We start from the raw sequence: 12,617 nt of genomic DNA on the forward strand, positions 1-12,617 counted from the left end.
CGTTGGGCCGAGACTCGACCCGGCGCAGGAGCCGCTCACGGAGTGATCAACACCGCGTGCGATCGAAGCAGCGCACGAAGCCGGTCGAGGCTCTCGAGGTGCCACCAGGTCACTCGGATGACGGACCGAACTTCTCGGCGGGTACGGATGCGGTCCTCGCGGCGCTTCTCCTGCCATAGGACGTCGCCGGGATCCCGACCTGCGAGCATCTCGCGGTCGACGTACTTCTGCTTGCCATCGAACTCGACGACGACTCCGGCGTCGGGCAACCAGAAGTCGACGCGGTCGCGGAACCCGTTCGTGACGAACTCATGCTGCGGGTGGATGTTCGTCACTCCCAGTTGCACGAGTCGGATCGAAGAGTAGGACTCACCGGGTGACTCGTGTGCCGGATCGAGCGCAGCGGCGACGAGCCGAGCCCTCCGGCCACCACGCGATGCGGGCGGAGGCAGGTGCTCCTCGAACACCTTCCTGTCGATCGCCTTCATGCGTACCGCGTGGTCGATGGCCACGGAGGCTACCGCCGGGTCGCACGTTCGCGCGACGGCCATCGCCGTTCCGAGCGCATCGACCACGGGGACGCCGTCGAATCGGCTGGGGCCGAGGCGCAGGCCAGCGGGGTCGATGCCGTGTCGAATGAGCCCGACCCGGTGTTCGACACCGACCAGCTCCCAGTCGACGACGTGAATCCGCTCGGGAGCCGGCCCGATCAACGGCCAGCCATGGATGAGTGCAGCCGTGACGTGGGAGAACGCGCTGGTCGGACTCAGGTCGGGAGCGACAGCCCAAGCCATGGCGAGGTGCTTGTCCGACGTGTCGAGTGAATCCCACACCCGCTTGTCCAGGTAGACACCCGCACGGAGCCGGACGACTCGCCCAGCGGCATGGAGCCGTCGGAGTTGTCGTGCTCGCGATGGATCCGACGGCTCGGCGCGGAGGAGATCGGGCCGTGTCCGGTGCAGTTGCATGATGCGAGTGTGCAGACTCGGATCTGTGCCGTGTGCCCTCCGGTGGGATCTGTGGAGAGCGGGAGTGCACGACTGTCTCGAAAAAGGTGCCGAGTCTCGCCTGGGCAGACACTTTCGCGCCTTCGTGTGCAGTGAAGAGTCCGCCTGGCCGAGACTCGGCGCGGCGCGGCGCGGCGCGGCGCGGCGCGGGTGGGCGCGGCGCGGCGGGCGCGTCAGCGCAGCGTGCTGTGGCGGCGGCCGTAGGCCAGGTAGAGCAGGGCGCCGGCGGCCATCCAGATGCCGAAGGCGATCCAGGTGGTGGCGCCGAGGAACACCGCGAGCAGCACGCAGCTCAGGGTGCCGAGGATCGGCACGACGGGGAACAGCGGCACCCGGTACGAGCGCTCCAGGTCGGGCTGCGAGCGGCGGAGCACGATGACGGACACGTTCACCAGGGCGAAGGCGACGAGGGTGCCGATGCTCGTCGCGTCGGCGAGCTCACCGAGGGGCACGAGTGCGGCGACGATCGTCACGGCGATCCCGGTGATGAGCGTGTTCGCGATCGGGGTGCCGGTGCGACGGGAGACCCGCCCGAAGACCTTCGGTACCAGGCCGTCGCGGGACATCGTGAGCAGGATGCGGGTCTGGCCGTACAGGACGGTGAGGACGACGCTCGCGATCGCGACGACGGCGCCGATCGAGAACACCAGGGCGACGAGCGGCTGCCCCGTGACGTCGACGACGATGCGGACGAGTGACGCTTCGGACGACGAGAACGCCGTCCACGAGCGGGCCCCGACGGCGGCGATCGCGACGAGGATGTACAGCGCCGTGATGAGCGCGATCGAGCCGATGATCGCCCGGGGCAGGTCACGGCGGGGGTTCTTGGCTTCTTCACCGGCGGTCGAGGCGGCGTCGAAGCCGATGTACGAGAAGAACAGCCGTGACGCGGCGGCGGTGACCCCGGCGGCGCCCATCGGGGCCAGCGGCTCGAAGTTCTGCGCCCGGAACGCCGTGAACGCCACGACGACGAAGAAGACCAGCAGGGCGATCTTGACGATGACCATGACCGTGTTCACCCAGGCGCTCTCGCGGGCACCGGGCAGCAGCACGACGGTGGCGAGCAGGACCAGGACCGCCGCGGGCAGGTTGACCACGCCGCCGTCGATCGGGGGAGCGGAGAGTGCGGTGGGCAGGTGCAGGCCGAACACGCGGAGGGTCTCGTCGACGTACTCGCTCGCACCCACCGCGACCGCGGCCACCGAGACGGCGTACTCGAGCACGAGGCACCAGCCGCAGATCCAGGCGATGCCCTCGCCCATCGTGGCGTACGTGTACGAGTAGCTGGACCCCGACGTCGGGACGGCGCCCGCCATCTCGGCGTAGGACAGCGCGGACAGCAGCGCGGCGATCCCCGCGACGACGAACGAGATCCAGACGGCGGGACCGGCGAGCGGGACCGCGGTGCCGAGGACGACCAGGATGCCGGTTCCGAGCGTGGCCCCGACGCTGATCATCGTCAGCTGCCAGACGCCGAGCGACCGACGGAGCGGTTCACCGTTCACACCACGGGAGGCTTCGGCCTGCAGCTGCTCGATCGGCTTGCGGCGGGCGAGCTGCGCCCCCAGGGACGTGGGACGTGACGGCGCGGACGACATGGGACCTCGGTGGTGCGGGGACGGGGACGGCACATGCTCGCACGCCCCCTGAACGGGGTCAAATACTGCGGTGCTGTGGAGTGGCGGTCGATGTCCGAGCGCGGGGCTACGGTGGCTCCATGAGCATGGGACACGGCGGGCGAGGCGGCGGTCCGCGCGGGGGTGGGCGCATCTCGAGCGGCGACTTCCGCGCGCAGAAGGCCGCCAACGCCGAGGCGCCGAAGATCCCGCACCTGGTCCGGCGCATCGCCGCGCTGTTCGAGCCGCACCGCCGGGCGATCATGCTCACGGTCGTCCTCGTGCTGGTCGGTGCGGCCATCTCGGTCGTGCCGCCACTGCTCACCCAGCAGGCGTTCGACCGGGGGCTGTTCCCGCCGTCGGGTCGCCCCGACGTCCCGGTGCTGGTCGAGCTCGTGTCCGCGATGGTCCTGCTCTGGATCGCGAGCGCCGGGGTCGGCGTCTGGCAGACGTACCTGACCGCGACGGTCGGCAACAAGGTCATGGGGGCGATGCGGATGCGCCTGTTCGCGCACCTGCAGCGGATGGAGCTCGCGTTCTTCACCCGCACCAAGACCGGCGTCATCCAGTCACGCCTGCAGAACGACGTCGGCGGCGTGGCGAGCGTGCTGAACAACACGATCTCGTCGGTGCTCGGCAACACCGTGACCGTGATCGCCGCCGTGGTCGCGATGCTCCTGCTGAGCTGGCAGATGACGCTGGTCGCCGTGGTCCTGCTGCCGCTGCTCGTGATCGCGCAGCGCCGCGTCGGCCAGGTCCGGGCCCGCATCGCCGCGCAGACGCAGGAGTCGCTGTCCGACATGACGGCCATCACGCAGGAGGCGCTGAGCGTCTCGGGCATCCTGCTCGCGAAGAGCTTCAACCAGCAGGCCAGCGAGACCCGCCGCTACGGGGACGAGAACCGCAACCAGATCACCCTGCAGGTGCGCCAGCAGATGTCCGGGCAGTGGTTCTTCGCGATCGTGCAGATCTTCCTGTCGATCATCCCGGCGATCATCTACGTCGTCGCCGCGTACCTGATCATCGGTGACGTCCCGATCACGGCCGGAACGATCGTCGCGTTCACGACGGTGCAGTCCCGGCTGCTGTTCCCGACGGTCGGGCTGCTGCGCGTGGTCCTCGACCTGCAGACCTCCGGTGCGCTCTTCGCCCGCATCTTCGAGTACTTCGACCTCGAGCCGGCCATCACGGACTCGCCGACCGCCCGGCCCGTGGACGAGTCGAAGGTCGGCCACGTCGCCTTCGACAACGTCGTCTTCACCTACCCCGACGGCGAAGCCGACAAGCCGACCCTGCGCGGGGTGTCGTTCGAGCTCCGCCCCGGGCAGTTCGCGGCCTTCGTCGGTCCCTCCGGCGCGGGCAAGACGACGGTGTCCTACCTGGTGCCCCGGCTGTACGAGGCGACCGAGGGATCGGTGCGGTTCGCCGGGCAGGACGTCCGCGACCTGGTGCACGAGGACCTGATGCGGCACGTCGGCATCGTCAGCCAGGAGACGTACCTGTTCCACGCCACGATCGGCGAGAACCTGCGGTACGCCAAGCCCGACGCCACCGACGACGAGCTCGAGCGTGCGGCCCGTGCGGCGAACATCCACGACACGATCGCGTCGTTCCCGGACGGCTACGACACCGTCGTGGGGGAGCGCGGCTACCGCTTGTCCGGTGGTGAGAAGCAGCGCATCGCCATCGCCCGGGTCATGCTGAAGGACCCGCCGGTGCTCGTCCTCGACGAGGCGACCAGCGCGCTCGACTCCATCTCGGAGCACGTCGTGCAGACGGCGCTCGACACGGCGGCGGCCGGCCGGACCACCATCTCGATCGCGCACCGGCTCTCGACGATCCGCGACGCCGACGTCATCTTCGTCCTCGACCACGGCCAGATCGTCGAGCAGGGCACGCACGACGAACTCCTCGCCCTCGACGGCACGTACGCGCAGCTGCACCGGCAGCAGAACACGTCGGCGGACGTCGTCCGCCCCTGACGGTCGTGGTCGCGACCGGGCGCCGGACAGGAGGCCCGTGGCGGCGCCCGCACGGGCCTCCCGTCCGGCGCGCAGCGCGACCAGGGCACGTCGCCCGCCGCGGGATCCCGGTGCGTTGTCCGCACACGACACATCCCAGCGGGACGCGGTGACCGCGTCCTAGACTCGACGGCGTGCGTTACGCGAACTCCGTCGTCGACCTCGTCGGCGACACCCCGCTCGTCAAGCTCAACCGGGTGACCGAGGGGGTGCGGGCGACCATCCTGGTGAAGGTCGAGTACCTGAACCCCGGTGGGTCGTCCAAGGACCGCATCGCCACCCGGATCATCGACGCGGCCGAGGCCTCCGGCGACCTGCGCCCCGGCGGCACCATCGTCGAGCCGACCTCCGGCAACACCGGCGTCGGTCTGGCCCTGGTCGCACAGCAGCGCGGCTACCGGTGCGTCTTCGTGCTGCCCGACAAGGTCGGCGAGGACAAGCGCAACGTGCTCACGGCGTACGGCGCCGAGATCGTCGTGACCCCGACCGCGGTCGCGCCGGAGCACCCCGAGTCCTACTACTCGGTGTCGGACCGGCTCGTGCAGGAGATCCCCGGCGCCTACAAGCCGAACCAGTACGCGAACCCGAACGGTCCCCGCAGCCACTACGAGACCACCGGTCCGGAGATCTGGCGCGACACCGATGGGAAGATCACCCACTTCGTCGCGGGCGTCGGCACCGGCGGCACGATCTCGGGCACCGGACGGTACCTGAAGGAGGCGTCCGACGGCGGCGTCCGCATCGTCGGGGCCGACCCCGAGGGCTCCGTGTACTCCGGCGGCACCGGTCGCCCGTACCTGGTCGAGGGCGTCGGCGAAGACTTCTGGCCGAGTGCGTACGACGCCGGCGTGCCGGACGAGATCATCGCCGTGTCCGACGCCGACTCCTTCGCGATGACCCGGCGCCTGGCGCGCGAAGAAGGACTGCTCGTCGGCGGTTCGAGCGGCATGGCCGTCGTCGCGGCGCTCCGCGCGGCCGGGGACCTGACCGAGGACGACGTCGTCGTCGTGCTGCTGCCGGACGGCGGCCGCGGCTACCTCGGCAAGATCTTCAACGACCGGTGGATGCGCTCCTACGGCTTCGCCGAGACCGATGACGAGCGCACCGTCGGCTCGCTCATCGCCGGCAAGGACGGCCGCCTGCCCGACCTGGTGCACGCGCACCCGGCGGACACGGTGCGCGACGTCGTCGACATCATGACCAAGTACGGCGTCTCGCAGATGCCCGTGCTCAGCGCGGAACCGCCCGTCGTCATCGGCGAGGTCGTCGGCGCCGTCGAGGAGAAGGCGCTGCTCGAGCAGGTCTTCACCGGCGCCGCGAAGATGTCGGACGCGCTCACCGGTTTCGTCGGCGACCCGCTGCCGCTCATCGGCGTCGGCGAGTCGGTCTCCGCGGCGCGTCGTGCGCTCGAGTCGGCCGACGCGCTCCTCGTCGTCGAGGACGGCAAGCCCGTCACCGTGCTGACCCGGCACGACCTCCTCACCTACCTCTCCGAGTAAGGAACCACCGAGCATGACCGAGTTCAGCACCCGGGCCGTCCACGCCGGCCAGGAGCCCGACGAGATCACCGGCGCCGTCATCCCGCCGATCCACCTGACGTCGACGTACGTGCAGGACGGCGTCGGCGGCATGCGCAACGGCTACGAGTACTCGCGCGCCGGCAACCCGACGCGCGACTCGCTGCAGGTGCTCCTCGCCGACCTCGACGGTGGCGTCGCGGCGTCGTCGTTCGCGTCCGGGCTCGCCGCCGAGGACGCCCTGCTCCGCGCCGCGCTGGTCCCGGGTGGCCGTGTCGTGATGGGCAACGACGTGTACGGCGGCACCCACCGCCTGGTGAGTCGGCTGCACGTGCCGTGGGGCGTCGAGCTCGTCGTCGTCGACATGAGCGACCTCGACCAGGTCCGCGCGGCGCTGCAGGGCGCGCCGGCCACCACGGTGCTGTGGGTCGAGACGCCGACGAACCCGCTCATGAAGATCGCCGACATCGCCGCGCTCGCGACCCTCGGGCACGAGTCGGGCGCCCTGGTGGTCGTCGACAACACGTTCGCGTCGCCGTACCTGCAGCAGCCGCTGTCGCTCGGTGCCGACGTCGTCGTGTACTCGACCACGAAGTACCTCGGCGGACACTCCGACGTCGTCGGCGGAGCCGTCGTGCTGGCGGACGAGGAACTCGCGGCGAAGGTGCAGTTCCTGCAGTTCGGCGCGGGGGCGATCTCGTCGCCGTTCGACGCCTACCTGACCACCCGTGGCATCAAGACGCTCGCGGTGCGGATGGAGCGGCACTCGCGGAACGCGCAGGCCGTCGCGGAGGCGCTCGTCGTCGCGCCCGGCGTCGAGCGGGTCTACTACCCGGGCCTGCCCGACCACCCGGGGCACGACGTCGCCGCCCGCCAGATGCGCGGCTTCGGCGGGATGCTCTCGGTCGCGCTGTCCGGCGGCGCGGAGGCGGCGAAGCGGTTCGCGGAGTCGACGGAGCTGTTCGCCCTGGCCGAGTCGCTCGGTGGCGTGGAGTCGCTCATCGGGTACCCGAGCGAGATGACCCACGCGTCGGTGAAGGGCACCGAGCTGGCCGTGCCGGAGAACGTCGTCCGGCTGTCGGTGGGGATCGAGGACGCCGGCGACCTGGTGGCGGACCTGGAGCAGGCGCTGGCGCGCTGACGCGTGACCTGCTGACGCTGCCACAGCGTCACCCCTCGCCCCTACGATGTCCCAGGTGAGCACAACGGCGTCGCGGACCAGTCTGCTGAGCGGGCCGTACGCCCTCGCGACGATCGGCATGGTCGCGATCGTCGGCGTCGCGGCGTTCCAGAACCTGGCGATGACGACGATCATGCCGGTGATCAGCCGTGACCTCGACGGCGAGACCCTGTACGCGCTCGCCTTCGCCGCCCCGCTCGCCGCCGGGGTGCCGGGGATGGTGCTCGCGGGCAACTGGACCGATCGCGCCGGTGGCCGGATCGTGGCGTGGGTGTCGGCGGCGTTCTTCGCGGTGGGGACCGCCGTGGTCATGCTCGCGCCGACCATGGAGGTGTTCCTGGCCGGTCGGCTCATCGAGGGGTTCGGTGCCGGGGCCATCGACGTGGTGCTGTACGTGCTGGTCGCCCGGATCTTCCCCGCCGAGCTGCACGGGCCGGTGTTCGCCGGGTTCGCCGCCGCCTGGGTCGTGCCGGCGTTGATCGGCCCCGCCCTGGCCGGCATCGTCACCGACACCTGGGACTGGCACTGGGTGTTCGCCGGGGCGCTGGCGATCGCGCTGGTCGCCTTCGCCCTGCTCGTGCCGACCCTCGGCCGGGTGCACGCCCCGGTCGCGTCGCTCCGCCCGCCGTGGCAGCGGGTCAGGATCGGCTGGTCGGTGGCCGCTGCCGTGTCGATCCTGCTGCTCAACGTCGCGCCCGACCTGACCCCGTGGGGCATGGTCGCGGCGGTGCTCGTCGGGCTGGTCGGCACCTGGTTCGCCCTGCGGCCGCTGCTGCCGACCGGGACGTTCCGGGCCGCGGCCGGGCTGCCGTCGGTCGTGCTGCTGCGCGGGCTCGTCGCGGCGTCGTTCTTCGGCAGCGAGGCGTACGTGCCGTTCCTGCTGCAGGCCGAACACGGGTTGTCGCCGTCGGCTGCGGGGCTGGCCCTGACGGTGGCGGCACTCAGCTGGGCAGCGTCGAGTTGGGCGCACGGTCGTCTGGGGGAGCAGCGGCTCACCGCCCGTCGCACCTTCGGGGTCGGGCTCACGCTGGTGCTCGTCAGCCTGGTGACCGCGCTCGCGGTCGCGACGTTCGACCTGTCGTGGTGGGTGCTGGTCGCCGGCTGGTTCGTCGGTGGCGCGGGCATGGGCGCGATCTACCCGCGCGCCTCGATGCTGACCCTGCGGTTCTCCCGCGAGGGCGACGACGGCTTCGCGAGTTCGGCCCTGACGATCGCGGACGCCGCGGGCAGCGTGATCGGTCTCGCGGTGACCGGCCTGCTCTTCACCGCGACCGGTGGCGCCGACGGCACGGTGTCGTTCCCCCTGGTCTTCGCGGCGATGATCGGTTTCGCTGCTCTGGCGATCGCGGCCGTCCGACGGCTCGGCCCCGTGCCCGCGCCGGCGACGACGGTCGCGGCAGGCTCGGGCGGATCCGTCCCGTCGCCGAATCCGTCGTCGCACGGGCCGGCTGCCGGGTAGCGTGGCAGACCGGACCGAAGAGGAGACCACCGTGCTGCGCATCGTCGCCGTGACCGTCGCCCTGGCGGCGGCCCTGACCCTGGCAGGGTGCCAAGGCACGACGTCGGCTGCCCCCACGCCGGTGCAGAGCACCGACCTGACGAGCTCCGACGGCGGTTTCGACAAGCAGGCCGTGATCGGCGTCGTCCTGCTCCACGACGACGCGGCCCTCGCCGCCCGACTCCGTACCGACCTGACCGACGCCGGGTTCCGACCCGACGTCCGGGTCGCTCCGGCATCGGGCGCGGCGGCGTCACAGCAGACCGCGGTGGCTCAGCTCGTGCGCAAGGGGGCCAAGGCCCTGCTCGTGCACGCCGCTCGACCGTCCGCGCTGACCGGTGTGATCCAGACGGCCCACGACGCCGGGGTCGTCGTGGTCTCCCTCGGCGATCCGCTGCCCGCGACCGGCACCGGTGGCGACGGGGTGTCCGCCGACTACCGCGTGCCGTCGGTGGGCGACGACGCGGACGTCGCGGCGACGGCGGTCGAGGTCGTGCAGTCCCTGCAGCGCGGCGAGAAGCCGGAGGCCGACCCGGCGGACGGCGACACGACCGACGCCGAGTAGGCACGCGCAGCACGAGCACGGCCGGAAGCCAGCACCCACGGGAGCACGGGCGCGCAGGCGATCACACGATCGGGTGCAACGGTCCGCTCAGCTCCACCACGCCGGGAACGACAGCGTGATCGTCTCCACCAGCGCCTTCCGCGACCGACGTGGCCCGGCGAGCCAAGCCTCGATCGCCCCGACGAAGCCCTGCGCCACGAACCCCGCGGCGACGTCGTCGAGCAGGTCGGGCCGGCGTGCGGGGTCGAGCTCGCGGATGTGCAGGGCGCTCGACACCGTGAAGTGCTCGACGAGCAGCCGGTGCAGTGACGCGTCGTTCGGGTCCGGCAGCGCCTTGCCGTAGATGTCGCGGTGTGTCGTCACGTGCTCGACCACGGCGTTGATGCCGCGCCGGGTGATGGCTGCGAGCTCGTCGGCTCCGGCGCCCCGGTCGGCCGCGGCTCGGCGCTCGTCGGCGTCGTCCTGCCGGATGCGGTCGAGTTCCGGCGTCAGGACGTCGGCGAGCAGCGACCCGGGGGAGACGGCGTGCGAGTAGAACGTGGCCCGGTTGATGCCGGCGGCACGCGTGACGTCGGCGACGGTGATCTCCGAGACCGGTCGGTCCGCGGCGAGTCGCAGGATCGCCTCGCGCAGCGCTGCAGTGGTGTGCAGGATCCGGGCATCCACCATGACGCCCACCCCCTTCTGATCCGCTTCACCCGGAAGGCCCCCGAGCAGTCCGACGGTACCGCATGGTCCCCGCGCGGCCGAGTGGCAGCACGAGCCGCTTCACGCGGGCGGCCGGCACGGGCGGCGCCGAGCACGCACCGGCGACCGTAGGATGGTTCCGCGGACGAATCGATTCGATCGACCCGCGATCACCCCCGCCCCCTCATCGTCGAAGGACTCCTGTCTCGTGACCGCGCCCGCCACCACCGGTTCGCTCCGGGTCGTCCTGCACCCGGGAGACTCGCTCTCCCGCGGGCAGCGACTCGTCTACGTCTTCGTCCTGGGCGCCCTCACGGCGCTCGGTCCGTTCACGATCGACCTGTACCTGCCGGCGTTCCCGGCGATCAAGGACCAGTTCAGCGTCACCGACGGCGCGGTCCAGCTGACGCTCACCGCCACGACGCTCGGCTTCGCCATCGGGCAGCTCCTGGTCGGCCCGTGGAGCGACAAGGTGGGCCGCCGACTACCGCTGATCATCGCGACGACGGTGCACATCGCCGCGTCGATCGGTGCCGCCACCGCGCCGGACATCGAGCTGCTCGCGGTGTTCCGCGTGCTGCAGGGCATGGGCGCCGCAGCCGGTGGTGTCGTCGCGATGGCGACGGTGCGCGACCTGTTCGGCGGCAAGCCGCTCGTGCGGATGCTGTCCCGCCTGGCGATGGTGAACGGCCTGGCGCCGATCCTCGCGCCGCTCATCGGTTCGCAGATGCTGCAGTTCACCAGCTGGCGCGGCATCTTCGTCTTCCTCGCCTGCTACGGCCTGGCGGTGGTGATCGCGTCGATCCTGCTCATCGTCGAGACCCTGCCGCCGGCCCGCCGGCACGAGGCCGGGCACTCCACCATCGGCCAGCGCTACAAGGCGCTGTTCTCCGACCGGATCTTCGTCGGTGTCGCGCTCATCGGCGCCATGGTGTTCAGCGGTCTGTTCTCGTACCTCAGCGCGTCGCCGTTCCTGTTCCAGCAGGTCTACGGGCTCGACGCGCAGCAGTACGGGCTGCTCTTCGCCGTCAACTCGGTCGGGGTCGTCCTCGGCGTGCAGATCTCGTCGCGGCTCGCCCAGCGGGTCGGTCCGCAGTGGATCCTGGCGTGCTCGACCGCGACCCTGCTGCTGGCGTCCCTCGCGATCATCGTCCTCGACCAGCTCGGTGCCGGTCTGGTCGGCGTGCTGGTGCCGCTGTGGTTCTTCATCGCCGCGTGCGGGTTCTCGTTCCCGCTGGTCCAGGTCATCGGTCTCGCTGCCCACGGGAAGGAAGCGGGGACCGCGGCCTCGGTGCTCGGTGCCCTGAACTTCGGCGTCGCCGGGCTCATCTCGCCGGTGGTCGGCTGGCTCGGCATCACGACGGCCACCCCGATGGCGATGGTGATGGCGTCGACCGCCGCCGTCGCGATCCTGATGCTCTGGTTCGTGGTCCGCCCCCGGACGGTCCCCGCGCTGTCGCACTGACGACCCGGACCGCCGGGCCGCCGGCGAGGCGGCGCGGCGAGCCGAGGAGCTCGCCGCCGCGCCGGCGGCGGAGGAGCAGCGGGAGGCACCGCCGACGCGGAACCCGCGGTCGTCGGGTCCCCGCCACCCACCGGCCTGGAGGCGCGGCTCGCGCCCGACGCGGAGCCCGCCCCTCCGGCAGCACCGGCTCCCACCGCCCCTGCCGGGGCGGTCGAGGCGACCGCCCCGGACCCGGTGGCGACGGCGGAAGGTCTCGCCGGTCGGTCAGCGGGCGTTGAGGCCGGCGAACTCGACGGCGAGCAGCCCGCCCACGACCAGCACGACGAGGCCGCCGACGAGCAGGAACGCCGACCGCTGCTCGTACCAGGCGCGGCTCGTCGGGTAGCGCTTCGCGAAGGTGCGGGCGGAAACCGGCCGGGCCTCCTCGACGACCTGGACGCCGAGCGCGTCGACCACCCGGTCGAGTCCGTCGTCACCCCACACGTCGGCACGGAGCCGGAAGAGGTGGGTGCCGGTCCGGTCGAAGGCGACGAGCTCCCGCACGGTCCGGTCGACCGACGAGCCGAACGTCGTGGCGAGCACCAGGCTGTGCACGCGGTCGCGGGGGATCCGACGGTGCGCCGTGAGGACGCCACGGATCGTCAGGCCGGCGTCATCGATCCCGATGAACGCGGTGTGCAGTCGGACGAACACGATGCCGACGGCCGCTGCCATCGCGACGACGGCCCCGGCGAACACGGCCCACGTTCGGAACGGGAACGAGACCCAGACCAGGGCGACGGCGAGCGGCACGGCCGAGAAGGCGATGCTCAGCGCGGTGGAACGGACGAGGGACCGGCGCGGACGGAGGACCGTGTCGAAGACGGCGGGTCGCACGGGTACTGCCGCGGGCACGGTGGTGTCCCCCATGGCGCGTCTCCTCGTCCCCTCGGGTGTTCCGGGCACGCTGATCAGCACGCCCTCCGAGCGACGCCCCTGCCGCTCGATGCACCGCGGTCGGCTCGTCCCGGAGCCGTTCGCTCGGCCAGCATAGGCGACCGACGGGTACCGGGGACAGCCCG

General features: G+C 71.6%; 10 protein-coding genes. 6 read left to right on the forward strand and 4 right to left on the reverse strand.

The genetic code is table 11. The annotated features are described in order from the left end of the window. Nucleotides 1–35 precede the first annotated feature (35 nt). Together DEJ35_RS17460 and DEJ35_RS11030 are read right to left on the reverse strand one after the other, a co-directional pair. The gene (locus tag DEJ35_RS17460; RefSeq protein ID WP_146244778.1) at nucleotides 36–575 is read right to left on the reverse strand and encodes a hypothetical protein; all 540 of its coding nucleotides are present in this window, start codon (nucleotides 573–575) and stop codon (nucleotides 36–38) included. A 605-nt stretch (nucleotides 576–1,180) separates the two neighbouring features. Further along, nucleotides 1,181–2,605: an amino acid permease gene (locus DEJ35_RS11030; protein WP_111192725.1), complete on the reverse strand. Its 1,425-nt coding sequence runs from the start codon at nucleotides 2,603–2,605 to the stop codon at nucleotides 1,181–1,183. A 125-nt stretch (nucleotides 2,606–2,730) separates the two neighbouring features. Here DEJ35_RS11030 and DEJ35_RS11035 point away from each other — a divergent pair, with 125 nt between their 5' ends. The 5 genes from DEJ35_RS11035 to DEJ35_RS17310 all read left to right on the forward strand — a co-directional run bounded on the left by DEJ35_RS11035 (nucleotide 2,731) and on the right by DEJ35_RS17310 (nucleotide 9,404). Next, the gene (locus DEJ35_RS11035) at nucleotides 2,731–4,605 is read left to right on the forward strand and encodes an ABC transporter ATP-binding protein (RefSeq protein WP_111090404.1); all 1,875 of its coding nucleotides are present in this window, start codon (nucleotides 2,731–2,733) and stop codon (nucleotides 4,603–4,605) included. 173 nt (nucleotides 4,606–4,778) lie between these two features. Continuing rightward, nucleotides 4,779–6,143, forward strand: coding sequence for a cystathionine beta-synthase (locus DEJ35_RS11040; protein WP_110861502.1), 1,365 nt, complete (start codon nucleotides 4,779–4,781; stop codon nucleotides 6,141–6,143). Nucleotides 6,144–6,156: 13 nt separating this feature from the next. Then, complete coding sequence (locus DEJ35_RS11045) at nucleotides 6,157–7,302, forward strand: cystathionine gamma-synthase (protein ID WP_110861500.1); 1,146 nt, start codon at nucleotides 6,157–6,159, stop codon at nucleotides 7,300–7,302. A 55-nt stretch (nucleotides 7,303–7,357) separates the two neighbouring features. Then, a complete protein-coding gene (locus DEJ35_RS11050; protein WP_181420111.1) occupies nucleotides 7,358–8,800 on the forward strand; it encodes an MFS transporter in 1,443 nt (480 codons plus the stop codon). A gap of 1 nt (nucleotide 8,801) precedes the next feature. After that, nucleotides 8,802–9,404 carry a substrate-binding domain-containing protein gene (locus DEJ35_RS17310; protein WP_146238570.1) on the forward strand — a complete coding sequence of 201 codons (603 nt, stop codon included), beginning with the start codon at nucleotides 8,802–8,804 and terminating at the stop codon, nucleotides 9,402–9,404. 87 nt (nucleotides 9,405–9,491) lie between these two features. Here the strand turns inward: DEJ35_RS17310 and DEJ35_RS11060 are convergent, their stop codons facing one another. Continuing rightward, a complete protein-coding gene (locus tag DEJ35_RS11060) occupies nucleotides 9,492–10,073 on the reverse strand; it encodes a TetR/AcrR family transcriptional regulator (protein WP_146238569.1) in 582 nt (193 codons plus the stop codon). A gap of 226 nt (nucleotides 10,074–10,299) precedes the next feature. On the opposite strand from DEJ35_RS11060, the gene DEJ35_RS11065 reads away from it, so the two are divergent. After that, the gene (locus DEJ35_RS11065; protein WP_111090328.1) at nucleotides 10,300–11,556 is read left to right on the forward strand and encodes a multidrug effflux MFS transporter; all 1,257 of its coding nucleotides are present in this window, start codon (nucleotides 10,300–10,302) and stop codon (nucleotides 11,554–11,556) included. A gap of 264 nt (nucleotides 11,557–11,820) precedes the next feature. Here the strand turns inward: DEJ35_RS11065 and DEJ35_RS11075 are convergent, their stop codons facing one another. Then, nucleotides 11,821–12,465, reverse strand: coding sequence for a hypothetical protein (locus tag DEJ35_RS11075; protein ID WP_111123280.1), 645 nt, complete (start codon nucleotides 12,463–12,465; stop codon nucleotides 11,821–11,823). Nucleotides 12,466–12,617: the final 152 nt, after the last annotated feature.

It is taken from the genome of Curtobacterium sp. MCPF17_051 (assembly GCF_003234595.1).
Taxonomy (GTDB): Bacteria; Actinomycetota; Actinomycetes; order Actinomycetales; family Microbacteriaceae; genus Curtobacterium; species Curtobacterium flaccumfaciens.